The sequence below is a fragment of the Streptomyces sp. NBC_00028 genome (assembly GCF_045041065.1).
Classification (GTDB): Bacteria; Actinomycetota; Actinomycetes; order Streptomycetales; family Streptomycetaceae; genus Streptomyces.
Genome location: NZ_CP108293.1, coordinates 5,161,901 through 5,187,163 on the forward strand (window position 1 = coordinate 5,161,901; position 25,263 = coordinate 5,187,163).

A 25,263-nucleotide genomic window follows, 5' to 3' on the forward strand; every position below is an offset into this window, starting at 1 on the left:
TGTTCACCGCGCCCGAATTGACGCTAGCGTGGAGGCACCTTTGTACACGCGGGAGCTCGGAGCACCGGGCTGAGAGGGCGCTGACCTTCGTCCCAGCGATGTTTCACGTGGAACGTCGTCACCAGTGAGTGACGTTCCCCACGAAACGTCGGCGGACGGAAGCCGCTGCGTCGACCGCCGAACCTGTTACCGGGTAATGCCGGCGTAGGGAGTAGGTCTCATGACCATCAAGGACGCACGCACGCCTGCCTCCAGCCAGGACGAACAGCCCATTCAGGGCGAAGAGTCCACGGAGAGCGGGAAGTCCATCGGCTGGCACAAGGCGTACGTCGAGGGTTCGCGCCCCGACCTGCGGGTGCCGGTCCGACAGGTGCACCTCACCAACGGGCAGTCGGTCACGCTGTACGACACCTCGGGCCCGTACACCGATCCAGCGGCCGAGACCGATGTCCGCCGTGGCCTGGCCCCGCTGCGGGAGAACTGGATCATCGCCCGCGGCGACACCGAGGAGTACGCGGGCCGCCCCGTCCGTCCCGAGGACGACGGCATCAAGCACACCTCGCCGCGCGGCGGCAATCTGCGCAACCTCGACGCCGTCTTCCCGGGTCGCCCCCGACTGCCGCGCCGGAGCCGTGACGGCGAGGCGGTGACCCAGCTGGCGTATGCGCGCCGCGGCGAGATCACGCCCGAGATGGAGTACGTGGCCATCCGGGAGAACGTGGCGCCCGAGGTCGTACGGGAGGAGATCGCCGCGGGACGCGCGGTGCTCCCGGCCAACGTCAACCACCCGGAGATCGAGCCGATGATCATCGGCAAGCGGTTCCTGGTGAAGGTCAACGCCAACATCGGCAACTCGGCGGTCACCTCCTCCATCGAGGAAGAGGTGGAGAAGATGACCTGGGCGACCCGCTGGGGCGCCGACACGGTCATGGACCTGTCCACCGGCCGCAACATCCACACCACGCGCGAGTGGGTGCTGCGCAACTCCCCCGTCCCCATCGGCACGGTGCCGCTCTATCAGGCGCTGGAGAAGGTCGACGGCCGTGCCGAGGAACTGACCTGGGAGATCTACAAGGACACGGTCATCGAGCAGGCCGAGCAGGGTGTGGACTACATGACGGTCCACGCGGGTGTGCGGCTGCCCTACGTGCCGTTGACCGCCAACCGCAAGACGGGCATCGTCTCGCGCGGCGGGTCGATCATGGCGGCGTGGTGCCTGGCCCACCACAAGGAGAGCTTCCTCTACGAGAACTTCGAGGAACTGTGCGAGATCCTCGCCACCTACGACGTGACGTACTCGCTCGGTGACGGCCTCCGGCCCGGCTCGATCGCGGACGCCAACGACGAGGCGCAGTTCGCGGAGTTGAGGACGCTCGGGGAACTCAACACGATCGCCAAGCGTTTCAACGTTCAGACCATGATCGAGGGCCCGGGGCATGTCCCGATGCACAAGATCAAGGAGAACATCGACCTTCAGCAGGAGATCTGCGAGGAGGCTCCGTTCTATACGCTCGGCCCGCTGACCACGGACGTCGCCCCGGCGTACGACCACATCACCTCGGGCATAGGCGCCGCGATGATCGCGTGGTGGGGCACTGCGATGCTCTGCTACGTCACGCCCAAGGAGCACTTGGGCCTGCCCAACCGTGACGACGTGAAGACCGGCGTCATCACCTACAAGATCGCGGCCCATGCGGCGGACCTCGCCAAGGGACACCCTGGCGCACAGGAGTGGGACGACGCGTTGTCGGACGCCCGCTTCGAGTTCCGCTGGGAGGACCAGTTCAACCTGGCCCTCGACCCCGACACGGCCCGGGAGTTCCATGACGAGACCCTCCCGGCGGAGCCGGCCAAGACGGCCCACTTCTGCTCGATGTGCGGCCCGAAGTTCTGCTCGATGAAGATCAGCCAGAGCATCACAGAGCGGTTCGGCGGTGCGGCGGCCGAGGGGGCGTCGCAGGAGGAGATCGCTGAGGGGATGCTGCAGAAGTCGAAGGAGTTCGCGGCGAGCGGGAGCCGGGTGTACCTGCCGCTGGCGGACTGACGTCCGTTCATCGGCGCTGCTCCGGAGGGGGCTTGGTGTCTTCGGGGCAGCGCCGTCGTGCATTCAGGGATGAGGGGTGGGTGGAGCCTTGATCGTTCTCAAGGTGACGGATGAGGCGCAGTCGCTGGCGTGGGACGGCGATGATCTGGTCGATCTGGTGGGTGGGGGCCGCCGATGGGGTCCCGACGGCGTGGAGCAGCCTGCCTCGTTCATCCACGGGTTTCCCTTCGACCGGAGCGTCGTCTCCCCGTCCGGTCGCTACTCCGTCGTCTATACCGAGCGTGGGACCAAGGCCCTGCTGTTCGATGGTGATCAGCTCGTCCGTGAGCTGAACCGGAGCTACTACCAGGCCGATGTCTTCGACTATCCGGTGACGCTCGGCGCGTTGCAGGACGGCCGCGAGGTTCTGGTCCACTGCCCGGATGAATACAACATCCTGGAGATCGAGGACGCGGAGTCGGGAGAGTGGCTCACCGATGGCGAACGTGATCCCAAGGACGTCTTCCACTCGCGGCTGGCGATGAGCCCGGGTGGGACTCACCTGCTGTCGGCGGGCTGGGTGTGGCATCCGCACGGCGTGGTCGAAGTCTTTGACCTGACCAGCGCGTTGACCGACCCCGCTCTGCTCGACGGCCAGGGCGTGCTGCCCGCGGACCCGGGCATCGCCGGCGAGGTCGCCTCGGCCTGCTGGCTTGACGATGATCGCCTGGCTGTGGCGACCGTAGGGGAGCCTCGCGACGGTGAGGAGACCCCTGACCTCGGTCCAGGGGAGTTGGGCGTGTGGTCGCTCTCCGCAGGGGGGTGGATCCATCGCAGCAAGGTCGATTTCTGCATCGGCACCCTGATCGCGCGGGGCGACACGGTCGTCTCGCTGTACGGGCACCCGCGGCTGATCGATGTCACGACCGGCGCGGTGGTGGCGGAATGGCCCACCGTGAAGGTGCCCCAGAGAGACGGCAGCTACGGGGTCACCCACATTCCGACGCCCGTCGCTGCTCTGCACCCGGACGGCACCCGCCTGGCCGTGGCCCAGCCGGACACCATCGCCGTCATCACCCTTCCGGAGTTCACGGTTGCCGGGAACCGGGTGCATCCGCCGATCGCGGAGTGATCGTCGGGCGGCGGGGACAGGCGTATCCCGTACTCCTGTCCATGCCGCCGGCCGGGCATCCGACTTGCGCTCCCCCGTAGGCGGCTCGCCGCGGCGAGGGGCGCAAGCCGGGGTTACTCCGGCTGGTGTTCCGGGCCGCCGAAGTCCGGGCTGGTGTAGTCCGGGCTGGTGAAGCTGGGGCGGGAGCCCGTGGAGCCGTCGTCCGGGCTGCTGAAGCCCGGGCGGCCGTAGCCGAGGTTCGGCATACGGCTGGGTGCCGGCGGTGTCGCGCGGTGCAGGGCGGCCGCGGTGCCGGGGTCGGCCAGGGCGTCCCGCAGGAAGGGCAGCACGCCCCGCTCCAGCAGGGCGTCGTGCCAGGCCTCCCTGGCACGGGCGACCTCCCCGGTGAGCTCGGCGTACGGCCCGGTGTCGACGAGCGAGGGGCGGTTGCGCAGGGCGGTGATGAGGAGCCCCACCGCGGCGACCAGGATGGCCACCGCGGTCATCGCGCCGAAGACCCAGCCCGTCGTCAGCATCGTTCTGGCGAACGCCTGTTCGGGATTGAGCATCTTCAGGATGTAGCCGACGAGCAGGAATATCGCCGCGGCGGTCCCGGCGAGGACGGGAGCGAGCACCGCGACGACGGCGACGGCACCCGCGCCGGCCGTCTCGGCGACTTCTCCCATGGTGGCGGCGAGCCCCGCCGCGCCCGAGCCGGACTCCGCAGAGCCGGTCTCGCGCACGGATGTCGGGGTGGACGGCGCCGGCTGGCGCAGTTCCTCGCGGACCTTCACATAGTGCTGGTACTCGGTCGCCGCGGCCGCCGTGATGATCGCGGTGGCGTTCAGCGCCATGGTGCGCAGCTGTTCGGGATTCAGCCGCTGCCCCACAGCGGCCAGTTCCGGGCGGTGTGGGGCGGAGCGCAGCGCCTCATCGAGGATCCGCTCGTATTCCTGGCGGTCCTCGCTCAGCAGGTGCTGCGGAACGCTGTTCATGTGCATCCCCCGATGCTCCGTAGGGCTTGGGGCTCGCATGACTGTGAGCCGTCGGGCAGAAACGGAGGGGAGCCTGCTACGGATAAGCCGATGGTAGAGCGGTGACGGCACAGGGTGACAGGGGGTTTCCAGAAATTGGGCCCTGGCCTGCGCCGTCTCGGCTCAGTCCGTCATGGGGGATCGTCTGCCCTGTGAACGTTCAGATATCCAGGGGAAGTTGCTGGACCAGCAGCTTTCCGGCCATGGTCACGCCGCCGTCCATCGCGATGGCCAGCCCGTCGGCGTAGACGTGCGGTCCCTCGACCACCGGGCCGCCCCCGTCCTCGCCGTCCTCGGAGCCGACCTCGCCCAGCAGATAGGGAATCGGGCTGTGACCGTGAACGATGCGGGTGCCGCCGTACGTATCCAGCAGCGAACGGACGGCGTCTGCACCTCCCTCGTCGCGGAAGGAGAAACGCTTGGTGAACTTGCGGAACAGGTCCCACACCTCGTCCGCGTCGTTGCGCGTGAGGGTCTCGCGGACGGTGTCGTTGACCGCCTCGATCGAGTCGCCGTAGTCGAGGTAGGCGGTGGTGTCCGAGTGGACCAGCAGATGACCGTCGACGGACTCCATGGCGTCGAGGCGGGCCATCCACTGCAGATGGTGGTCCTGGAGACGGTCCATGTCGGTCTTCTGGCCGCCGTTGAGCAGCCAGGCCGCCTGGAAGGTGGCGGTGCCCGCCCCGGAGTTGACGGGGGTGTCGGCGAACCGCTTCGCGCCGAGCAGCAGCAGCTCGTGGTTGCCCATGAGGGCCTTGCAGTAGCCGCCGGCCGCGGCGGCCTCGGCGGACAGCCGCATCACGAGGTCGATGACGCCGATGCCGTCCGGGCCGCGGTCGGTGAAGTCACCGAGGAACCACAGCCGGGCGGTGCCGGCGCACCAGTTGCCCGCGGAGTCGAGGAGGCCCTTCTCCTGGAGGGCCGCCACCAGCTCGTCGAGATAGCCGTGCACATCGCCCACGACGTACAGCGCGCCCGACCCGTCCACGGGCTGCGGGAGCACGGCCGGGTCGACGGTCACCTGGAGGGTGTCACCGCGGTTGACGACCGGCAGGTTCCGCTCGGTCGGGGTGTACCCCTCCGGGTAGCCCTCGGGGTACGCCTCCTCGTGGGGCGGCGCGACATCGCCAGGGTGTGTGCTCTGGCCGTACGGACCGGTCTCGTGGACGTACGCGGGCACCCGGAAGTCGCGCAACGTCGCCGTCCGCTCCGCTTCGGGTCCCTGACCGGCCCCCTGAGTCATCAGACCCCTCCACCATCACGCCGCATCTGCACCGCTTCGGACTGCCTGGTCGCAGCGGCCCGCGGTGTCGTGGGCCCATCATAGGAATGCGGATCGCGCCATGTGATGACCCAGGGGTGGTGAATCGGCGCAAGAGTCCAGTTCACCGCGGCTTTCGCCCCGATTGGGCAGGGCTTCGGCCACCTGCTGACGGCGCTGCCGTCGCCCCTTTTCGCGGACCCGGCGCCCCTTCCCGTGGGCCCGGCGCCCCTTTCCGCGGCCCCGGCACCCCGTTCCGTGCGGAGGAGCATCCGTCCGTCGCCCCGCGGCCGCTTCCCGGACGGACGCCTCTCGGTCCGCCGCTTCCGCCGCCGCTCCCGTGCCGACCGCCCTCGGTCGGCACGCCTCTCCCGGCCGGGTTCTGTCACTCCCGGCCGGGCTTCGGCTGCTCGCGACCGGAGTGCTACTTCTCCTCCGGCGACCGGGGCGGGCTGACCGTCGTCCGGGGCGGGCGCCGCTGGGACGAGGTGCGCACGATCAGTTCGGTCGGTATCACCTGCTCGACCGGCTGGTCCGACTCCACCCCCTCGATGGCGTCGATGAGGAGCTGGACGACCGCTGTGCCGATCCGCCGGGGCTTCAGCGAGAGCGTCGTGATGGGCGGTTCGGTGCTGGCGTACACGGTCGACTCGCTGCAGCAGACCAGAAGCAGGTCCTCCGGTACGCGCAGTCCGTAGCGGCGGGCGGCGGCCAGCAGGTCGGTGCCGTTCGGGTCGAACAGTCCGTAGACGGCGTCGGGCCGGTCGGGCCGGGCCAGCAGCCGGTCGGCGGCCACGGCGCCCGCACAGGGGTCGTGGGCCGGGTAGGCCTCGTACACCGGGTCCTGGCCGACACGTTCGCACCAGCGCAGGTACGCCGTCGTCGACAGATGGGTGTACGTGTCCGTCGTCGTCCCGGTCAGCAGGCCGATGCGGCGGGCGCCGGCGTCGGCCAGATGGTCGAGGATGCCGAGGACGGCGGCCTCGTGGTCGTTGTCGACCCACGCGGTCACCGGCAGCTCGCCGGCCGGGCGGCCGTCGGAGACGACCGGCAGGCCCTGCCGGACGAGTTCGCTGACGACGGGGTCCTGGTCGGAGGGGTCGATGACGACCGTGCCGTCCAGGGCGACGTTCGACCACACGTCGTGCCGCGAGGTCGCCGGGAGGATGACGAGCGCGTAGCCGCGGGCGAGCGCGGCCGAGGTGGCAGCCCGGGCCATCTCGGCGAAGTACGCGAACTCGGTGAAGGTGAAAGGTTCATCCCCGTACGTCGTCACGGTCAGGCCGATGAGTCCCGACTTGCCGGTACGGAGGGTTCGGGCCGCTGCCGACGGGCGATAGCCCAGCCGGTCGGCGACTTCACGGACATGGCGTCGGGTGGCGTCCGGGAGCCGGCCCTTGCCGTTGAGGGCATCGGAGACGGTCGTGATGGAGACTCCGGCGGCGGCGGCCACGTCTCTGATGCCCGCCCGGCCCGGTCGGCTGCCTCGACGTGAGGTTTCCGCGCGGCTCACCTGGTGCTTCCCTGCTGCTGTCATGGCGAGCCGATAGTAGGGCTCATGCGGTGGGGTAGTGCGGACGCATATGCACGCGTTGACAGGCACGTTTCTGCATGGTCATCATCCGTCAATTCCCTTCGAATGAAAGGGAGTTGAACGATCCAATGGCACTACGTGACTTGTCGACACGCATGAGCCTGCCAACTCCTCGATGTTTCGAAGAGGTCTCAACTCACCTTCACGAGGGATGCGCGCCACGGCGCGCACTACCGGCGCATAGATATATGTGAGAGCGCCCTGCGATTCGTCTGCCTTCGGCCGGTGATGCCCCTGATGCCTGTGGGGCTGATGGGGTTTGCGGTCTCCTACGTCTCACCTGTACGCACCGGGGCCGAATCCTCATAAGGTGTGGAGTATTGGAAGCCGGCGGCGTGGACGGGCCGCCGGTGGTCGCGAGGAGGACTGCGGTGAGCGAGACGAGCCCCAAGCTGCGCGCCGAGCTGGAGGGTATCCCCACCTACAAGCCGGGCAAGCCTGCCGCGGCCGACGGCCCGGTCGCCTACAAGCTGTCCTCCAACGAGAACCCCTATCCGCCGCTGCCCGGTGTGATGGAGAGCGTCACGGCCGCGGCCTCGTCCTTCAACCGCTACCCCGACATGGCCTGCACAGGCCTGATGAACGAGCTGTCGGAGCGCTTCGGCGTCCCGCTCGCCCATCTGGCCACCGGCACCGGTTCCGTCGGCGTGGCCCAGCAGCTCATCCAGGCGACCTCGGGCCCGGGCGACGAGGTCATCTACGCCTGGCGGTCCTTCGAGGCGTACCCGATCATCACGCAGATCAGCGGCGCGACCTCGGTGAAGGTGCCGCTGACGCCGGGTGATGTGCACGACCTGGACGCGATGGCCGGCGCCATCACCGAGCGGACGCGGCTGGTCTTCGTCTGCAACCCCAACAACCCGACCGGCACGGTGGTCAAGCGGGCCGAGCTGGAGCGGTTCCTCGACCGGGTGCCGAGCGATGTGCTCGTCGTCCTCGACGAGGCGTACCGCGAGTTCATCCGCGACCCCGAGGTGCCCGACGGCGTGGAGCTGTACCGCGACCGGCCGAACGTGTGCGTCCTGCGGACCTTCTCCAAGGCGTACGGCCTCGCCGGCCTCCGCATCGGATTCGCCATCGCCCATGAGCCGGTGGCGGCGGCGCTGCGCAAGACCGCGGTGCCCTTCGGCGTCAGCCAGCTCGCGCAGGACGCGGCGATCGCCTCGCTGCGCGCGGAGGACGAACTGCTCGGCCGGGTGGGCTCTCTGGTGTGTGAGCGCAACCGGGTCGTCGAGGGGCTGCGCGCTCAGGGCTGGACGGTGCCCGAGACCCAGGCCAACTTCGTGTGGCTGCGGCTGGGGGAGCGCACGGTCGACTTCGCGGCGGCGTGCGACCGGCATGGTGTGGTGGTCCGTCCGTTCCCCGGCGAGGGTGTGCGGGTGACGGTCGGGGAGGCCGAGGCGAACGACATCTTCCTGAAGGTGGCGGAAGGGTTCCGTAAGGAGCTCTAGTCGTCGGCCAGTTCCAGGCGGACCGGGTCTCCGTCCCGTACAGAGGCCAGCAGGCCCGGGTCGCCGTTCAGGCGGCCCAGAACATTGCACGGACTCACGAGGCGGCACTCGTCGCCCCGCGAGATCGGCGTGGGCCCGTAGGGGAGCGCGAGGGCGTCGCCGTCGGTCCAGAAGGCCACGGTGCCCGGTTCCACGACCTCTTGGGCGTTGGTTTCACGTGGAACCGAGACGCCGGTGTCGAAGTAGACCTCCTGTCCCCAGATGTGGGCGGTGGAGGCGAGCGGCAGTGCCTTGGTGAGGGCCTGTGCCGTCGGGGTGTCGTCGAGGGATGCGGTGAGGTGGCCCGAGGGCCATGAGAGTCGTATCTGCACGGCATGGGATTCAACAAGATGTTGAAGTTGCTGCCAAGGGGCCGGGGTGCGGCGGCCGGGGTGACGCAGGAGACATGACCCCCCTGCCGTCCGTCGAAATTCAGTACGTCATACTGGGCTTGTGAATGTGAACGCGTTCACAAGCGTGTCCCGGTTGATCCCTTGATGTGTGTTGCATAAGGGGCAAACTGCCGCTTTACCACGGCACGTAAGGAGACTGACGACGTGGACCTGGCTCTGGCGCCGGAGACACTGGCGCGATGGCAGTTCGGCATCACCACCGTCTACCACTTCCTCTTCGTCCCCCTGACGATCTCGCTCGCCGCCCTCACGGCGGGTCTGCAGACGGCCTGGGTGCGCACGGAGAAGGAGAAGTACCTCAGGGCCACGAAGTTCTGGGGCAAGCTCTTCCTGATCAACATCGCGATGGGCGTCGTCACCGGCATCGTGCAGGAGTTCCAGTTCGGCATGAACTGGTCCGACTACTCGCGCTTCGTCGGTGACATCTTCGGTGCGCCGCTCGCCTTCGAGGCTCTGATCGCCTTCTTCTTCGAGTCGACGTTCATCGGCCTGTGGATCTTCGGCTGGGACAAGCTGCCGAAGAAGATCCACCTGGCCTGCATCTGGATGGTCTCGATCGGCACCATCCTGTCGGCGTACTTCATCCTCGCGGCCAACTCGTGGATGCAGCACCCGGTCGGCTACAAGATCAACGAGGCGAAGGGGAGGGCCGAGCTCACCGACTTCTGGCTGGTGCTGACCCAGAACACCGCCCTCGCCCAGGCCTTCCACACGCTGTCCGCCGCGTTCCTGACCGGTGGCGCGTTCATGGTCGGCGTCTCCGCCTTCCATCTGCTGCGCAAGAAGCACATCAGCGACATGAAGACCTCGCTGCGGCTCGGCCTGGTCACCGTCATCGTCGGCGGCATGCTCACCGCGATCAGCGGTGACACCCTCGGCAAGATCATGTACGAGCAGCAGCCGATGAAGATGGCCGCGGCCGAGGCGCTGTGGGACGGCGAGAAGCCGGCTCCCTTCTCGATCTTCGCCGTCGGCGACGTCGACAAGGGCCACAACAGGGTCGCCATAGAGGTCCCGGGCCTGCTGTCCTTCCTGGCCAAGGACGACTTCACCTCGTACGTCCCCGGCATCAACGACATCAACAAGGCCGAACAGGAGAAGTACGGGCCCGGCGACTACCGGCCCAACATCCCCGTCGCCTACTGGGGCTTCCGCTGGATGATCGGCTTCGGCATGACGTCCTTCGCGATCGGTCTGCTCGGACTCTGGCTGACCCGCAAGAAGTTCATGCTGCCGCAGCACCTGCGGGTGGCCGACGACGAGGTGCCGCGTCTCGTGCTGCTGCCCCGGGGCCAGAAGGCCCTCGGCCCGAAGCTCACCCGGTGGTACTGGCGCATCGCCGTACTCACCATGGGCTTCCCGCTGATCGCCAACTCCTGGGGCTGGATCTTCACCGAGATGGGCCGTCAGCCGTGGGTCGTCTACGGCGTCCTGCAGACCCGTGACGCGGTCTCCCCCGGTGTCTCCCAGGGCGAGATCCTCACCTCGATGATCGTCTTCACGACGCTGTACGCCATCCTCGCCGTCGTCGAGGTCAAGCTGCTCGTGAAGTACGTCAAGGCCGGCCCGCCCGAGCTCACCGAGGCCGACCTCAACCCGCCCACGAAGATCGGCGGCGACACCCGTGACGCCGACAAGCCGATGGCCTTCTCGTACTAGGCCCAGGGAGATCGAGTCATGGAACTTCACGACGTCTGGTTCGTCCTCATCGCCGTCCTGTGGACCGGCTACTTCTTCCTGGAGGGCTTCGACTTCGGGGTCGGCATCCTCACCAGGCTGCTGGCCCGCAACCGGCCCGAGAAGCGGGTGCTGATCAACACCATCGGCCCCGTCTGGGACGGCAACGAGGTCTGGCTGCTCTCGGCGGGCGGCGCGACCTTCGCCGCCTTCCCCGAGTGGTACGCCACGCTCTTCTCCGGCTTCTATCTGCCGCTGCTGTTCATCCTGGTCTGCCTGATCGTCCGCGGCGTGGCCTTCGAGTACCGGGCGAAGCGGCCCGAGGAGAACTGGCAGCGCAACTGGGAGACCGCGATCTTCTGGACCTCGCTCCTCCCCGCGTTCCTGTGGGGCGTCGCCTTCGGCAACATCGTGCGGGGTGTGAAGATCGACAGGAACTTCGAGTACGTCGGCACCCTCTGGGACCTGCTCAACCCCTACGCCCTCCTCGGCGGACTGGTGACGCTCACGCTCTTCACCTTCCACGGGGCGGTGTTCACGGCCCTCAAGACCGTCGGCGACATCCGGGAGCGGGCACGGAAGCTGGCGCTCCAAGTCGGCCTCGTCACGGCCGTGTGCGCGCTGATCTTCCTGACGTGGACGCAGGTCGACGGCGGTGACGGCAAGAGCCTGGTCGCTCTCGTGGTCGCGGTGGCCGCGCTGGTCGCGGCGTTGGTGGCAAATCAGGCGGGGCGCGAGGGCTGGTCGTTCGCCCTCTCGGGGGTGACGATCGTGGCCGCCGTGGCCATGCTCTTCCTGACCCTCTTCCCGAACGTCATGCCCTCCAGCCTCAACGGGGACTGGAGCCTGACGGTCACCAACGCCTCGTCGAGCCCGTACACCCTGAAGATCATGACCTGGTGTGCCGGTATCGCCACGCCGATCGTCCTGCTCTACCAGAGTTGGACCTACTGGGTGTTCCGCAAGCGCATCGGAACGCAGCACATCGCCGAAGCCACGCACTGAGGTGTGTTTCACGTGAAACCAATCGATCCGCGTCTGCTCCGATACGCCCGTGCCACGCGCCTGTTCATGGTGGCGGTCGTCGGCCTGGGCATGGTCGGAGCAGCGCTGGTCATCGCGCAGGCGATGCTCATCGCCGAAGTGGTGGTCGGCGCGTTCCAGCACGGCCTGTCGGCCGGTGAACTCCGCACTCCCCTGCTGCTGTTGGTGGCCGTCGCCTGCGGGCGTGCCCTGGTCTCCTGGCTCACCGAACTCGCCGCCCACCGGGCGAGCGCGGCGGTGAAGTCCGAGCTTCGGGGGCGGTTGCTGGAACGGGCCGCGGCACTCGGACCGGGGTGGCTGAGCGGACAACGGACGGGCTCGCTGGTCGCACTCGCCACGCGGGGAATCGACGCCCTGGACGACTACTTCTCGCGCTATCTCCCACAGTTGGGGCTGGCGGTGGTCGTGCCGGTGGCGGTGCTGGCGCGGGTCGTCACCGAGGACTGGGTCTCGGCCGCCATCATCGTGGGCACCCTCCCCCTCATCCCGATCTTCATGGTGCTGATCGGCTGGGCCACGCAGTCCCGGATGGACCGTCAGTGGCAGCTGCTGTCCCGGCTGTCGGGGCACTTCCTCGATGTGGTCGCCGGTCTGCCCACCCTGAAGGTGTTCGGCCGGGCCAAGGCGCAGGCCGAGTCGATCAAGCGCATCACCGGCGAGTACCGGCAGGCGACCATGCGGACGCTGCGGATCGCCTTCATCTCCTCCTTCGCCCTGGAGCTGCTTGCCACCCTGTCGGTGGCCCTGGTCGCCGTGACGATCGGCATGCGGCTCGTGCACGGCGAGATGGACCTGTACGTCGGTCTGGTCATCCTGGTGCTGGCGCCCGAGGCCTATCTGCCGTTGCGTCAGGTGGGGGCGCAGTACCACGCGGCGGCGGAGGGGCTGGCCGCCGCCGAGGAGATCTTCGAGGTGCTGGAGACGCCGGTGCCGGCGGCGGGTACGGCCGCGGTGCCGGCCGGCGTATCGGCTGGTGCCCTGGCCTTCGAGGGCGTCACCGTTCGCTACCCGGGGCGTTCCGGCGACGTCGTCCATGACGTGTCGTTCGCCGTAGAGCCCGGGGAGACGGTGGCGCTCGTCGGGCCGAGCGGGGCGGGCAAGTCGACGCTGCTGAACGTCCTGCTGGGATTCGTGGCGCCCGCAGAGGGGCGGGTGTTGGTCGGGGGCGTGGATCTTGCCGAGGCAGATCTCGGCCGGTGGCGTTCGCAGGTGGCGTGGGTGCCGCAGCGGCCGCACCTGTTCGCCGGGACGATCGCGGAGAACGTCCGGCTGGCGCGGCCCGAGGCCGACGCCGCCGCCGTACGGCAGGCGCTGGCGGACGCGGGAGCCCTGGAGTTCGTCGACGCCCTGCCGCAGGGCGCCGACACCGTGCTCGGCGAGGACGGCGCCGGTCTGTCCGCCGGCCAGCGGCAGCGGCTCGCGCTGGCCCGGGCGTTCCTCGCGGACCGGCCCGTGCTGCTGCTGGACGAGCCGACGGCCGCGCTCGACGGGGCCACCGAGGCCGAGGTCGTGGCGGCGGTGCGCAGGCTCGCGGTGGGGCGCACGGTGTTGCTCGTCGTGCACCGGCCGGCCCTGTTGGGAGTGGCGGACCGGGTGGTGCGGCTGGAGGAGCCTGCGGTGCCCACGTCCGCGGCGCCCGATTCCTCTGTCCTCGCCGAGGCCGGAACGGTGCAGGATGCTCCCCGGGCGGCGAGCCGCCAGGTCGAGACGGAAAGGTCTCCCACTGCCGACCACCCGGCCTCCGAGGCGGCACCGGCGGCCGCAAACCGCGGTCTCCTCGCCCGCGTCCGTGCCATGTCCGGCCCCCGGCGCGGCCGGCTGGCGCTCGCCCTGCTGCTCGGCAGCCTCGCGCTCGGCAGTGCCGTCGGGCTCATGGCGACCTCCGGGTGGCTGATCTCGCGGGCCTCGCAGCAGCCGCCCGTGCTCTATCTGATGGTGGCCGTGACGGCGACCCGGGCCTTCGGGATCGGACGGGCCGTCTTCCGGTACGCCGAACGCCTCGTCTCGCACGACGCCGTGCTGCGGATGCTGGCCGACACCCGGGTCGCCGTGTACCGGCGCCTGGAGCGGCTGGCGCCCGCGGGGCTGCGGCAAACCCGCCGGGGTGACCTGCTCTCGCGGCTCGTCGCCGATGTCGACACGCTCCAGGACTACTGGCTGCGCTGGCTGCTTCCCGCGGGCGCGGCGCTCACGGTGTCCGCCGCGACCGTCGGCTTCACCGCCTGGCTGCTGCCCGAGGCCGCCGCGGTGCTCGCCGTAGGCCTGCTGGCGGCCGGGGCCGGGGTGCCGCTGGTCACCGGCGCGGTGGCCCGGCGCGCGGAGCGGCGGCTGGCACCGGCGCGCGGTGTACTGGCGACGCGGGTGACCGACCTGCTGACCGGGACCGCCGAACTGTCCGTCGCCGGCGCCCTGCCGGCCCGTACCGCCGAGGCTCGGGAGGCCGACGGAGTGCTGGCGCGGATCGCCTCGCGCGCCGCCACCGCCACCGCTCTCGGTGACGGGCTCACCGCGCTCTTCTCCGGCCTCACCGTCGCCGCCACGGCCCTCGTGGGCGCCCGGGCGGTCGGCGACGGCCGGCTGAGCGGGGTGGCCATGGCTGTCGTCGTGCTCACCCCGCTGGCCGCCTTCGAGGCCGTCCTCGGCCTCCCGCTCGCCGTCCAGTACCGCCAGCGGGTGCGCAAGAGTGCGGAGCGGGTGTACGAGGTGCTGGACGCCCCGGAACCCGTACGGGAGCCGGAGCAGCCGGGCGAGGCGCCCGTCTCCCCGTTCCCGGTCGTCCTGAAGGGTCTGTCAGCGCGCTACGCCGGACAGGACCGGGACGCCCTCGCCGCGCTCGACCTCACCGTCACGGAAGGCCGCCGGATCGCCGTCGTGGGCCCGTCCGGGTCCGGCAAGACGACCCTCGCGCAGGTGCTGCTGCGGTTCCTGGACGCGGGGAACGGCTCGTACACGCTGGGCGGGGTGGACGCGTACGCGCTGGACGGGGACGACGTACGGCGCCTCGTCGGGCTGTGCGCGCAGGACGCGCACCTCTTCGACAGCTCGCTGCGCGAGAACCTGCTGCTCGCCAGGAAGGACGCCACCGAGGCCGAACTGCGCGACGCCCTGCGGCGGGCCCGGCTGCTCGACTGGGCAGAGGGGCTGCCCGACGGGCTGGACACGTTGGTCGGCGAGCACGGAGCGCGGCTGTCCGGGGGCCAGCGGCAGCGGCTGGCGCTGGCCCGCGCGCTGCTCGCCGACTTCCCGGTCCTCGTCCTCGACGAGCCCGCCGAACACCTCGACCTGCCCACCGCCGACGCCCTCACGGCCGATCTGCTGGCCGCCACCGAGGGCCGTACGACGGTGTTGATCACCCACCGGCTGGCCGGGCTGGACGCGGTGGACGAGATCGTCGTCCTGGACGAGGGGCGGGTCGTCCAGCGAGGCACCTACGCCGAGCTGGCCGCCGTGGAGGGGCCGCTGCGGCGGATGGTGGAGCGGGAGGCGGAGTCGGAGGCGCTGGCGCTCACGGCGTGAACCGTCGCCGAGGCACCTGGAACGGCATGAGCCGTTGCCCAGCCATCGGTCCCCAAGGTGTCGACTTTCTGTATCAAATGGGACTAATTACTCTCAGTTCATGTCCGACACCACGCGTCCACGCCCCGGCCCGCTGCCTTCCACGCTGTCGGCCGAGCTGACCGCGAGGGTGCCGCAGTTGCTGGAGGCCATGCGGTCCGTCGGCGGCGGACTCGAACTGCACTCCACGCTGGACCGGATCTGCGAGACCGCGGCCGAGCTGACGGACGCCCGCTACGCGGCCATCGGCGTCGTCGACGAGGACGGGCGCGGTTTGGCCGACTTCGTCCACCACGGCGTCGACGAGGCGACCGCCCGCCGTATCGGACGTCAGCCGGACGGGCACCGGGGCCTGCTCGGCGCACTCATCCGGGACCCGGAGCCGGTACGCCTGGCGGATCTCACGACCGACCCGCGCTCCTGCGGCTTTCCGGAGCACCACCCGCTGATGCGCGGGTTCCTGGGCCTGCCGATCCGGGTGCAGGGGGAGATCTTCGGGAACCTGTATCTGACGGAGAAGCGCGGCGGCGAGCCGTTCAACGACCACGACCTCAACATGGTCCGGGTGCTGGCCACCGAGGCCGGGATCGCCATCGGCAACGCACGCCTGTACGAGGCGGCCAAGCAGCGCGAGCGCTGGATCGACGGGTCGGTCGCCGTCACCACCGCCCTGCTGTCAGGCGGCGACACCGACGACGCCCTCCAGGTCGTCGCCGAGCAGGCCCGCGGACTGTCGGGGTCGACGGCCGGGATCGTGCTGCTGCCCGCCGACGAGGGCGGCCTGGAGATCGCCGCCGTGGCCGCGGATGAGCCGTCGGCGATGCTGGGCACCGTCGTCCCGCCGGAGAGCGGCATCGTCGCCGAACTCCTCGACGGGCAGGCGGTGTTCCTGGAGGACGCGGCCGGGGACCCCCGCGTGATCACCACGCTGGCGCACGGCTACGGGCCCACCATGATGGTGCCCCTGCACAGCGACGGCCGGATCCTGGGCGCCCTCGTCACACCCCGGGCGCGGGGGGAGCGGCCGTTCACGGAGACCGAGCGCACCCTGGCGATCCAGTTCGCCGCGCAGGCCGCGCTCGCGCTGATGATGGCCGACGCGCAGCGCGACCGGGAACGCCTCGCGGTCTACGAGGACCGCGACCGCATCGCCCGTGACCTGCACGATCTCGTCATCCAACGGCTGTTCGCCACCGGGATGATGCTGGAGAGCGCGCAGCGCGGAGCGGTCGAGCCCGAGGTACGCGACGGCGTCGGCAACGCCGTCGACGAACTCGACGTCACCATCCAGGAGATCCGTACCGCGATCTTCGCGCTCCAGCAGGGGCCCGCCGAGGCGCCCTCCGGACTGCGCACGCGGGTGCTGCGGGAGATCAACACGGCCGCCGTGCCGCTCGGCTTCAAGCCCACGCACCGCTTCGTCGGCCCGGTCGACGCCCTGGTCGGCGACCTCACCGGCAAGAACCTCATCGCGGCCCTGCGCGAGACCCTCTCCAACGCCTTCCGGCACGCCCACGCGGCACGCATTGACGTCGTCGTCGACGCCACCGTGACCCTGCCGGACGGGCGCGAGGGCGTCCGCCTGACCGTCGCGGACGACGGTGTCGGCATCCCGGAGGGCGGCCGGCGCAGCGGCCTGAAGAACCTCAGGCGGCGTGCGGAGTCCCTCGGCGGGGCGAGTCGGCACGGGCCGGGTATCGGGGAGGACGGGGGTGGTACGACGGTGGTGTGGGAGGCGCCGCTGGAGTAGAGCGGCATGACTGACCGTCACTCCGCATCCCCACGGCGTCCGTTCAGTCGTACGACCGACCCGTCCGAGCTCCGCTGTCCCCCGGCCGTACGACTTCAACAGGACCGCCCGCGCGGGGCCGGGTCAGGATCGCTGGCATGCGACCGTCCCGCCGTCATCCCCTGCTCGTTCCGGCGCTGCTGTGCGCGCTCGCCGTGCTGGCAGCCCGTCCGACCGACGCCACGGAGAAGAAGGCGAGCGACGACGGCGGCGCGGACCCAGGGCTCAACGCGCAGGTGGTGCGGCTGTACGAGGACGCGGCGCGGGCGACCCAGCAGTACGAGGCGGGGCGGCTGGAGGCGGAGGCGCAGCGGGCGACGGCACTGAGGCTGGAGGGGCTGCTCGACCGGGAGCGCCGGGACATCTCCGTCCTGCACGAGGACCTGGGCCGGATCGCGCGCGCCCAGTACCGCAACGGCGGCGACCTCCCCCTCACCGCGCAGATCATCCTCGCCGGCAGTCCGGATCAGCTGATGCGCGGTCAGCAGGTGTTCTCCCAGACGAACCTGGCCGTGAACAACGCCATCGAGAAGAGCCGGCGGGCCGAGGCGAAGCTCGCGGCGGACGAGGCGAAGGCCGCGGCGGCGTGGCAGTCGCTGGAGAAGCGGAACGTCGAACTCGCCGGGCTGAAGCGGGGCATCGAGCAGCAGCTCGAAGAGGCGCGTGGGCAGTTGCAGGGCCAGGCGGACGCGTCGGTCGCGGCGGGTGCGTGTCGGGGTGCCGTCCGGCTGGATCAGCCGGCGGTGCAGGTGACGGGCGCGTGGGTCGCGCCGGTGGAGACGTACGAGCTGTCCGCGGGTTTCGGCAGCGGCGGTTCACGGTGGGCCAACCGGCACACCGGGCAGGACTTCGCGGTGCCGATCGGCACGCCCGTGCGGGCGGTCGGCTCGGGGCGCGTGGTGCGGGTGTCCTGCGGGGGAGCCTTCGGCATCGAGATCGTGATCGAGCACGCCGGCGGCTACTACACGCAGTACGCCCATCTCGCCGCCGTCACCGTCGACCAAGGCGACCGGGTGGCGCCGGGGCAGTGGATCGGCCAGTCCGGCACCACCGGCAACTCCACCGGCCCGCACCTGCACTTCGAGGTGCGGGTCACCCCGGAACTGGGCTCGGGCGTGGACCCGGTGCCGTGGCTGGCGGCACGGGGCGTGCCCCTCGGCTAGGACAGGCTCTCGCGCTGGGCCACCAGCTGCTCGATGACGACCGCCACACCGTCCTCGTTGTTGTCGACCGTCCGGCCGGAGGCAGCGGCGAGCACGTCCGGGTGCGCGTTGCCCATCGCGTACGACCGGCCCGCCCAGGTCAGCATCTCGACGTCGTTGGGCATGTCACCGAAGGCGACGACCTCCTCGTGCGAGATGCCACGCTCGGCACAGCACAGGGCGAGGGTGCTGGCCTTGGAGACGCCCGGCCCGCTGATCTCCAGCAGGGCGCTGGGGCTGGAGCGGGTGACGTTGGCGATGTCACCGATCGCGAGACGGGCCAGGGTGAGGAAGGCGTCCGGGTCGAGCGTGGGATGGAACGCGAGGATCTTCAGGACCGGCTCACCGGCGCCGGGCCCGCCCGCCGCCAGCAGCTTCTCGGCGGGCTGGAGCTCGTCCGGGATCTCCATGTGCAGCTTCGGATAGTCCGGCTCCTGGTGGAAGCCGTACGTCTGCTCCACCGCGTACACCGTGCCGGGTGCCGCGTCCCGCAGCAGGCGTACGGCCTCCAGCGCGTTCTCCCTGGCCAGCTCGCGCACCTTCACGAACCGGTGGGAGCCGGGGTCACCGTGCAGATCGACGACCGCGGCGCCGTTTCCGCAGATGGCGAGGCCGTGGCCGTGGACGTGGTCGCTGACGACGTTCATCCAGCGGGCGGGCCGGCCGGTGACGAAGAAGACCTCGATGCCCGCCTCCTCGGCGGCGGCGAGGGCCGCGACCGTCCGCGGGGAGACGGACTTGTCGTCGCGCAGCAGGGTGCCGTCGAGGTCGGTGGCTATCAGGCGCGGCGGGACGGCGGCGGCCGGGGTCTCGGGCTGTCGAGTCGCTGAAGTCACCCGGCCATTCTCCCGCATATGCCCGCACGGTCGTGCAGAGGCCCGCACAGGTGAGTGATTACAGCCTCCCACCTGCCCCCTCACCCACCGTGGTCTCAGCGCAGCTGCGCCGGGGCCTCCATGGCGATCTGCTCGAAGACCTTCTCGTCGGCGGCGAAGTCCGAGTCGGGGATGGGCCAGTGGATCACGATCTCGGTGAAGCCCAGCTCCCGGTGGCGCCCCGCGAAGTCCACGAACGCGTCGAGCGACTCCAGCGGACGGGCCCGGTCCGGGGTGAATCCGGTGAGCAGGATCTTGTCGAGTTCCCTCGTGTCCCGCCCGATCTCGGCGCACGCGTCGGCCAGCTTCTCGACCTGTCCGCGAATGGCTTGAATCGACTGTTCAGGAGTGCCGTTCTCGTACAGCTTGGGGTCGCCGGTGGTCACCCACGCCTGTCCGTGGCGCGCGGCGAGGCGGAGCCCGCGCGGGCCGGTGGCGGCCACCGCGAAGGGCAGCCGGGGCCGCTGGACACAGCCCGGGATGTTGCGGGCCTCGTGCGCCGCGTAGAAGTCGCCCTCGTACGACACCGAGTCCTCGGTCAGCAGCCGGTCCAGCAGCGGAACGAACTCAGCGAACCGGTCGGCGCGCTCACGCGGCGTCCACGGTTCCTGGCCGAGCGCGGTGGCGTCGAAGCCGGTGCCGCCCGCACCGATGCCGAGCGTGACGCGGCCGCCGGAGATGTCGTCCAGGGAGATGAGCTCCTTGGCGAGGGTCACCGGATGCCGGAAGTTCGGCGAGGTCACCAGCGTGCCCAGACGCAGCCGGTCGGTGACGGCCGCGGCGGCGGTCAGCGTCGGCACGGCACCGAACCACGGGCCGTCGCGGAAGGTCCGCCAGGACAGGTGGTCGTAGGTGTACCCGGTGTGGAAGCCGAGCTGCTCCGCCCGCTGCCATGCCCCACGGCCCCCTTCGGACCAGCGGCGGTACGGGAGGATCACGGTGCTCAGACGCAGACTCATGTTTCGAGCGTATGCGGCCGGACGGGTTTCACGTGAAACAGTGACCCACGGTCACGGTCTCACCGGCTCCCGGTCAGCGTGCGCGGCCGCTCAGCCACGGGCTCAGGCCGACCAGGATGAACTCCTTGTGCACCCGGTCGCCCGGCAGCGGCACCATCAGGAAGTTGCCCGGCGGGAAGCGGCGCGCCTTGACCCAGGCGTGGCCCTCGTAGAGGGAACGCAGGAAGGCGGGGACGTCGCCGCGGGCGATGTCGGGACATTCGACGCCGTCGACGGTGATCAGCGCGTCGTCGTCCGCGTAGAGCCGCACATCCACCCGGGGCCGGCCGCCGAGTTCGACGTAGGCCTCATGGGGCAGGGAGCCGTCGGGGTCCGCGGTGACGCCGACGCCTGCGGCCGTGCGGCGCGAGGTCTGGTCGGCGCCGATGTCATGGGTCACCTCGATCGCGAGGGAGTACTCGGCGGCGAGTGCGCGCAGGGCGGTGACGGCTGCCTCGGTGGTGGGGAGGTGGTCCATGGCGCCGATCATGCCGGTCCTGCCTTCGGGGCGTGGCGGAAGGGGGGGGCGGAGTGAGCGTGCGGAGGGGATCACCGCGCGCGGAGGGGGTCAGTGCGACTCGGGGAAGCGCAGATACCGCGGCGGTACGGCCTCGGTCAGCCAGACGCCGTTCGCGCTGACGTGGAAGACATGGCCGTCGCGGTCCATGGCGCCGGCGTCCACCGAGAGGACGACGGGGCGGCCACGGCGGGCGCCCACCCTGGTCGCGGTCTCGCGGTCCGCCGAGAGGTGCACGGCATGCCGGTTCATGGGCCGCAGGCCCTCGGCGCGGATCGCGTCCAGGCTGCGGGCCACGGTGCCGTGGTAGAGGTACGGCGGTGGCGTCGCCGGAGGCAGGCCGAGGTCCACGTCGATGCTGTGGCCCTGGCTGGCGCGGATGCGGGTGCCTTCGACGGCGAAGCGCTTCTTGTCGTTGGCGGCGACCACGTGGTCCATCTCTTCCCGGGTGAAGCGGAACCCGTGCGCCGCCGCCGCGGCGATCAGCGTGTCGATCTCGACCCAGCCGGCCTCGTCGAGCGTGAGCCCGATGCGCTCCGGCTGATGGCGCAGATGCTTCGAGAGGTACTTCGACACCTTCACGGTGCGTCGTTCGTCCATGTCCCTCAGCGTGACGGGCGAGACGTGAATCACGCGAATGATTTTGCCTCGGATGTTTGGTCCACAACCAAGTCTAGTTATCCACAGGCTAGTTGGCGGTTCTGTGGACAACTCCCGGCAGTGTCAGCCCTCTTCGTCAAGATCGCTGGGGGGCCCGCCCCTTGACGTGAGCGCGTCCAACGCCCGTGCCCGCACCTCCCGTTCAGCCGCCAACGCCACGAACTCCGCCACCCTCTCCGCACCAACCAACCCCTCCACAGCCCGCATTGTGTCCTCGGGCAGCGACACAGAGCGTGCCGCGGACCGCTGCGCAGGATCCTCGCCCGTACCGAGGTGCTGCCTCAGATGTCGTACGGCCAACAGCCGCATCGCCCGCGCGAGTTCCGCGTCCACCGTCTGCTGCGCGAGCGGCCTGAGCCGGCGTACGAGCGTGGCCGCCTCGGCCGCTTCCGCGTCCGTCGGACGGTGCGGTCCGTCGAGGTAGCGCGCGAAGACATGCTCGGTGGTGAACTCCAGGAAACGGGCGGCGATGTGCTCGACCTGTCCCCTCAACTCCCGTAGATGAGCCGAGATCGCGGACAGCGGTACCCCGGCGGCATGCAACTCCACGGCGACGGCGAGCTCTTGAGGGCTCGGCACGAGGAAGGAGTCCTCGTCGCCGGGCACCGGCTCCAGCACCCCGAGTTCCACCGCCTCGGCGACCGCCGCGACGTCCGGGCTGCCGCCGAACCGCTCGTCCAATTCGGCGCGCGAGATCCGTACCGCCTCCTCGTCGCTCCACGGCCCGTCGACCTCGGCGACCAGCCCGAGCACCCCGCCGAGCCCACGTCCGGCGTCCCAGGCCTCCAGGAGCTCCTTGATGGAGGCCAGGGTGTAGCCGCGGTCGAGGAGCCCGGCGATCTGGTGGAGACGGGCGAGATGGGCGTCCGAGTAGAGGTTGGCGCGGCCGCTCCGCTCGGGACGGGGGAGGAGGCCGCGGTCCTGGTAGGCGCGGATGGTGCGGACGGTGGCGCCGCTGAGGTGGGCGAGGTCCTCGATGCGGTACGCGGGACCGGCACTCACCGGACCGCCCTTGCCGTCCGTGCCCACCGCGGAACGGCGGTCGGCCTGCCGGGCGGCCGGCGTGCAGGCGCGGCCGACCGGATGACGGAGCCCCTGGGAGAGCCAACTCCCGGGATCACAGCGGTGGTTCCAGCCGCGCGATCGCTCGCAGCGCGCGCGGCGTGAAGCGGGACATGAGGTGGGCGCCGCGCGCCTCCGGTGTCACCGGCACGACCGCCTCGTTGCGCACGACCGCCCGCAGGATCGCGTCGGCGACCTTCTCCGGCGGGTAGTTCCGCAGCCCGTACAGCCGCGCCGTCCTCTTCTGGCGCCGTTTCTCCTCCGCGCCGTCGACGCCGGCGAACCGGGCGGTCGAGGTGATGTTGGTGTTCACGAAACCGGGGCAGATCGCGCTGACGCCGATGTCCTGACCGGCCAGTTCGGCGCGCAGGCACTCGCTGAGCATCAGCACCGCCGCCTTGGAGGTGCTGTAGGCGGGCAGCGCCTTGGAGGGCTGGTACGCCGCCGCCGACGCGGTGTTGACGATGTGGCCGCCCTGTCCGCGCTCGGCCATCTGCTTCCCGAACAGCCGGCAGCCGTGGATGACGCCCCAGAGGTTGACGTCGAGGACCTTCTTCCAGTCCTCCGGGGTGGTGTCGAAGAAGGAGCCCGACAGACCGATCCCGGCGTTGTTGACCAGGACGTCCACCACCCCGTACTCGGCGGCGACCCTGTCGGCGAGCTTCTCCATGGCCTGTTCGTCGGAGACGTCGACGGTCTCGGCCCAGGCTTCGGGCGCCCCCAGCAGACGGGACATCTCGGCGGTACGGGCCGCGCCCTCCGCGTCCCGGTCGACGGCGATCACGCGCGCGCCGGACTCTGCGAACGCGTACGCCGTCGCCCGCCCGATGCCACTGCCCGCTCCGGTGACCAGCACCAACTGGCCGCCGAACCGGTCGGCGTACTTTCCGTTCGGCGCGGTGACGGTCCTGCCGCCCTCGTTGACGGTCACGAACTCTCCGATCCAGGCTGCCAGTTGGTCGGGCCGGGACCGGGGTATCCAGTGCCGGGCCGGGAGGGTGCGCCGCGTCAACTGCGGAACCCACTGCTCCAGTTCGTCGTAGAGCCGCTCGGACAGGAACGCGTCGCCGAGTGGCGTGATGAGCTGCACGGGCGCGTGCGCGTAAGCGTCGGCGCGGGGGTGGCGCAGTCGGGCTCGCACGTTGTCCCGGTACAGCCAGGCTCCGTGCGCCGCGTCCGTGGGGAGGGACGAGGTGGGGTAGCCGTCTGCGGGGACCCGTTCGAACCGCTCCAGGAGGCGTGGCCACACCTTGCCGAGCGGGCCGCGCCAGGCCAGTTCGGGCAGCACGGGCGTGTGCAGCGCGTACACGTACCAGGACTTGGCGCCCTGGCCGAGGAGCTGGCTGACGCGGCGCGGGGTGGGGCGCCTGAGGCGGGTGTTGATCCAGTGTCCGAAGTGGTCGAGGGACGGGCCGGACATCGAGGTGAAGGACGCGATCCGGCCCTCGGTACGCGCAACCGTGGCGAACTCCCAGGACTGCACCGAGCCCCAGTCGTGCCCGACCAGATGCACCGGCCGGTCCGGGCTGACCGCGTCGGCCACGGCGAGGAAGTCGTCCGTGAGCTTCTCCAGGGTGAAGCCGCCCCGCAGCGGCCGCGGGGCCGTGGAGCGGCCGTGGCCCCGGACGTCGTAGAGCACGACGTGGAAGCGGTCGGCGAGGCGGGCGGCGACCTGGGCCCACACCTCCTTGCTGTCCGGGTAGCCGTGCACGAGGACCACGGTCGGCTGCCCGGGCTCGCCGAGCTCGGCTACGCACAGCTCGACACCACCGGTCCGCACCCGGCGCTCACGCGCGTTCTCCAGCATGCTCACTTCGCCTCCGCCCAGCGCCGCGTCCCGCGCTCACGCGCGCCTTCGAGAACCAACCCGGTCACTTCCCCTCCGCCCAGCGCCGCACATGCGGCAGGTCGTCGTCCAGCCAGAAGGCGCTCTCCTCGGGATCCCTGGAGTCGGTGACCACGAGGATCTCCTCGAACTTCGCGCCCGTGCCCCGGAATCCGAGGTGGGGTTCGACCGCCCACAGGCCCGGCTGCGGCGGGTGGTCGGAGAAGCGGTACGGCGACCAGAGCGGGGACCAGCCCTCTCGGTGGCCGTGCAGGGCGTCGGCCGCGAGGCCCTTGAGGGACTGGGCGCCGAACCCGAAGACCTTCGGCGACCAGCGGCGTTCCCGCACCCGGTCCACCTTGTGGGCGATCACCCCGAAGGGGTAGGCCCGGTGCCGGTTCGCGTAGCCCTGGCGGACCATGAGGCGGTCCACGTCCTCGTAGATCGCGCGCAGCGGGCGCCGCTCGCGGACCTCGCGCAGGATCAGCGCGCGGTGGGCCTCCAGGTCGTCCATCAGCTTGTCCTGCACGGGGTTCAGACCGAGCGAGCCCGAGTAGCCGATGTCCGCGGTGAAGCCGTCGTGGACCGGGGCCATGTCCAGGATGAACGGCATCCCGGGCTCCAGGCGCCGGTTGGTGGGGAAGAACTGGAGCGGGAGACGGAAGTTCACGAACGCCGTGCGGTCCCCGAACCAGGCGAAGGGGAGATGGAACCAGTCCCGCACCCCGCGCTCGCGCAGCCACTCGCGCTGCATCCGCGCCGCCTCACGCTCGGTCACCCCGGGTTCCAGCCGCGCCGCCACGGCCTCGGCGCACTCGTACGCGAGGCGCTGCACCCTTCTGAATCCGCGCAGTTCCGCGGCCCGTTCGCCTGCCACTGCCGTCGTCATGCCACCCCGTCCCACCCAGTCCACGCCGACTGCGCTACGTGCTCGTAACTTGACACCGCCGAATGTGACAGTTGTTAGAGGCTGCGTCAATAGGAGGGTCGGGCCTGTGGAAAACACCGACGCCACCCGACGGCCCGGGCCCATCCGTAACTCTCAGGCATGGCATCCCCTACGGGCCCGTACATCTGGAGGCTGACCCGAAGACAGCTCTGCGGTGTGACGACCGGAGTGGCGCGGGTCACTA

19 protein-coding genes and 1 riboswitch are annotated in these 25,263 nt (G+C 70.4%); of the genes, 8 read left to right on the forward strand and 11 right to left on the reverse strand.

Annotated features, from left to right (window positions below; genetic code table 11):
* Positions 1–38 precede the first annotated feature (38 nt).
* Positions 39–228: riboswitch (TPP riboswitch) on the forward strand.
* Positions 221–2,044 (forward strand): phosphomethylpyrimidine synthase ThiC, encoded by a 1,824-nt coding sequence (gene thiC / locus OG885_RS23200; RefSeq protein WP_405734609.1) that lies wholly within the window; start codon positions 221–223, stop codon positions 2,042–2,044. It overlaps the preceding riboswitch by 8 nt.
* Before the next feature lie 88 nt (positions 2,045–2,132).
* Positions 2,133–3,155, forward strand: a complete 1,023-nt coding sequence (locus OG885_RS23205; protein WP_405734611.1) for a hypothetical protein — start codon at positions 2,133–2,135, stop codon at positions 3,153–3,155.
* A gap of 113 nt (positions 3,156–3,268) precedes the next feature.
* Here OG885_RS23205 and OG885_RS23210 read toward each other — a convergent pair whose 3' ends face one another.
* The 3 genes from OG885_RS23210 to OG885_RS23220 all read right to left on the reverse strand — a co-directional run bounded on the left by OG885_RS23210 (position 3,269) and on the right by OG885_RS23220 (position 6,966).
* Positions 3,269–4,135, reverse strand: coding sequence for a hypothetical protein (locus OG885_RS23210; protein ID WP_405734613.1), 867 nt, complete (start codon positions 4,133–4,135; stop codon positions 3,269–3,271).
* Between the two features lie 193 nt (positions 4,136–4,328).
* Positions 4,329–5,411, reverse strand: a complete 1,083-nt coding sequence (locus OG885_RS23215; protein ID WP_399953433.1) for a metallophosphoesterase — start codon at positions 5,409–5,411, stop codon at positions 4,329–4,331.
* A 442-nt stretch (positions 5,412–5,853) separates the two neighbouring features.
* Positions 5,854–6,966 (reverse strand): LacI family DNA-binding transcriptional regulator, encoded by a 1,113-nt coding sequence (locus tag OG885_RS23220; RefSeq protein WP_329337166.1) that lies wholly within the window; start codon positions 6,964–6,966, stop codon positions 5,854–5,856.
* 428 nt (positions 6,967–7,394) lie between these two features.
* Here OG885_RS23220 and hisC point away from each other — a divergent pair, with 428 nt between their 5' ends.
* The gene (hisC, locus tag OG885_RS23225) at positions 7,395–8,474 is read left to right on the forward strand and encodes a histidinol-phosphate transaminase (RefSeq protein ID WP_405734616.1); all 1,080 of its coding nucleotides are present in this window, start codon (positions 7,395–7,397) and stop codon (positions 8,472–8,474) included.
* On the opposite strand, the gene OG885_RS23230 is transcribed toward hisC, so the two are convergent.
* Positions 8,471–8,845, reverse strand: coding sequence for a cyclophilin-like fold protein (locus OG885_RS23230; RefSeq protein WP_405734618.1), 375 nt, complete (start codon positions 8,843–8,845; stop codon positions 8,471–8,473). The two genes, hisC and OG885_RS23230, sit on opposite strands and share 4 nt — an antisense overlap.
* Before the next feature lie 225 nt (positions 8,846–9,070).
* Here OG885_RS23230 and OG885_RS23235 point away from each other — a divergent pair, with 225 nt between their 5' ends.
* From OG885_RS23235 to OG885_RS23255, 5 genes are all read left to right on the forward strand, one after another.
* Positions 9,071–10,585, forward strand: coding sequence for a cytochrome ubiquinol oxidase subunit I (locus tag OG885_RS23235; RefSeq protein ID WP_405734620.1), 1,515 nt, complete (start codon positions 9,071–9,073; stop codon positions 10,583–10,585).
* A gap of 18 nt (positions 10,586–10,603) precedes the next feature.
* On the forward strand, positions 10,604–11,608 hold the full coding sequence (cydB, locus tag OG885_RS23240; protein WP_405734622.1) for a cytochrome d ubiquinol oxidase subunit II: 1,005 nt from the start codon (positions 10,604–10,606) through the stop codon (positions 11,606–11,608).
* Positions 11,609–11,620: 12 nt separating this feature from the next.
* Positions 11,621–15,163 (forward strand): thiol reductant ABC exporter subunit CydD, encoded by a 3,543-nt coding sequence (cydD, locus tag OG885_RS23245; protein WP_405734624.1) that lies wholly within the window; start codon positions 11,621–11,623, stop codon positions 15,161–15,163.
* 100 nt (positions 15,164–15,263) lie between these two features.
* Entirely contained in the window at positions 15,264–16,952 is a 1,689-nt protein-coding gene (locus tag OG885_RS23250; protein WP_405734626.1) for a GAF domain-containing sensor histidine kinase, read from the forward strand.
* Positions 16,953–17,089: 137 nt separating this feature from the next.
* A complete protein-coding gene (locus OG885_RS23255) occupies positions 17,090–18,154 on the forward strand; it encodes a M23 family metallopeptidase (RefSeq protein WP_405734628.1) in 1,065 nt (354 codons plus the stop codon).
* On the opposite strand, the gene OG885_RS23260 is transcribed toward OG885_RS23255, so the two are convergent.
* The 7 genes from OG885_RS23260 to OG885_RS23290 form a co-directional block, all read right to left on the reverse strand.
* Positions 18,151–19,047, reverse strand: a complete 897-nt coding sequence (locus OG885_RS23260) for a Cof-type HAD-IIB family hydrolase (protein ID WP_405734630.1) — start codon at positions 19,045–19,047, stop codon at positions 18,151–18,153. The genes OG885_RS23255 and OG885_RS23260 overlap by 4 nt on opposite strands.
* Positions 19,048–19,124: 77 nt before the next feature.
* A complete protein-coding gene (locus tag OG885_RS23265) occupies positions 19,125–20,027 on the reverse strand; it encodes an LLM class flavin-dependent oxidoreductase (protein ID WP_405734632.1) in 903 nt (300 codons plus the stop codon).
* Positions 20,028–20,100: 73 nt separating this feature from the next.
* Positions 20,101–20,544 carry a hypothetical protein gene (locus OG885_RS23270; RefSeq protein WP_405734634.1) on the reverse strand — a complete coding sequence of 148 codons (444 nt, stop codon included), beginning with the start codon at positions 20,542–20,544 and terminating at the stop codon, positions 20,101–20,103.
* Between the two features lie 90 nt (positions 20,545–20,634).
* Positions 20,635–21,183 carry an RNA 2'-phosphotransferase gene (locus OG885_RS23275; RefSeq protein ID WP_405734636.1) on the reverse strand — a complete coding sequence of 183 codons (549 nt, stop codon included), beginning with the start codon at positions 21,181–21,183 and terminating at the stop codon, positions 20,635–20,637.
* 123 nt (positions 21,184–21,306) lie between these two features.
* Positions 21,307–22,245 carry a MerR family transcriptional regulator gene (locus tag OG885_RS23280; protein ID WP_405734638.1) on the reverse strand — a complete coding sequence of 313 codons (939 nt, stop codon included), beginning with the start codon at positions 22,243–22,245 and terminating at the stop codon, positions 21,307–21,309.
* 115 nt (positions 22,246–22,360) lie between these two features.
* Positions 22,361–24,112 (reverse strand): SDR family oxidoreductase, encoded by a 1,752-nt coding sequence (locus OG885_RS23285; protein WP_405742830.1) that lies wholly within the window; start codon positions 24,110–24,112, stop codon positions 22,361–22,363.
* Positions 24,113–24,176: 64 nt separating this feature from the next.
* The gene (locus OG885_RS23290) at positions 24,177–25,019 is read right to left on the reverse strand and encodes a M24 family metallopeptidase (RefSeq protein WP_405734640.1); all 843 of its coding nucleotides are present in this window, start codon (positions 25,017–25,019) and stop codon (positions 24,177–24,179) included.
* Positions 25,020–25,263 lie beyond the last annotated feature (244 nt).

Bases quoted from the DNA above. Each gene is read 5' to 3' on its own strand.
- thiC (WP_405734609.1), top strand. From the start codon at position 221: ATGACCATCAAGGACGCACGCACGCCTGCCTCCAGCCAGGACGAACAG.
- OG885_RS23210 (WP_405734613.1), bottom strand. From the start codon at position 4,135: ATGCACATGAACAGCGTTCCGCAGCACCTGCTGAGCGAGGACCGCCAG.
- OG885_RS23215 (WP_399953433.1), bottom strand. From the start codon at position 5,411: ATGACTCAGGGGGCCGGTCAGGGACCCGAAGCGGAGCGGACGGCGACG.
- OG885_RS23220 (WP_329337166.1), bottom strand. From the start codon at position 6,966: ATGACAGCAGCAGGGAAGCACCAGGTGAGCCGCGCGGAAACCTCACGT.
- cydB (WP_405734622.1), top strand. From the start codon at position 10,604: ATGGAACTTCACGACGTCTGGTTCGTCCTCATCGCCGTCCTGTGGACC.
- OG885_RS23250 (WP_405734626.1), top strand. From the start codon at position 15,264: ATGTCCGACACCACGCGTCCACGCCCCGGCCCGCTGCCTTCCACGCTG.
- OG885_RS23255 (WP_405734628.1), top strand. From the start codon at position 17,090: ATGCGACCGTCCCGCCGTCATCCCCTGCTCGTTCCGGCGCTGCTGTGC.
- OG885_RS23260 (WP_405734630.1), bottom strand. From the start codon at position 19,047: ATGCGGGAGAATGGCCGGGTGACTTCAGCGACTCGACAGCCCGAGACC.
- OG885_RS23265 (WP_405734632.1), bottom strand. From the start codon at position 20,027: ATGAGTCTGCGTCTGAGCACCGTGATCCTCCCGTACCGCCGCTGGTCC.
- OG885_RS23270 (WP_405734634.1), bottom strand. From the start codon at position 20,544: ATGGACCACCTCCCCACCACCGAGGCAGCCGTCACCGCCCTGCGCGCA.
- OG885_RS23275 (WP_405734636.1), bottom strand. From the start codon at position 21,183: ATGGACGAACGACGCACCGTGAAGGTGTCGAAGTACCTCTCGAAGCAT.
- OG885_RS23285 (WP_405742830.1), bottom strand. From the start codon at position 24,112: ATGCTGGAGAACGCGCGTGAGCGCCGGGTGCGGACCGGTGGTGTCGAG.
- OG885_RS23290 (WP_405734640.1), bottom strand. From the start codon at position 25,019: ATGACGACGGCAGTGGCAGGCGAACGGGCCGCGGAACTGCGCGGATTC.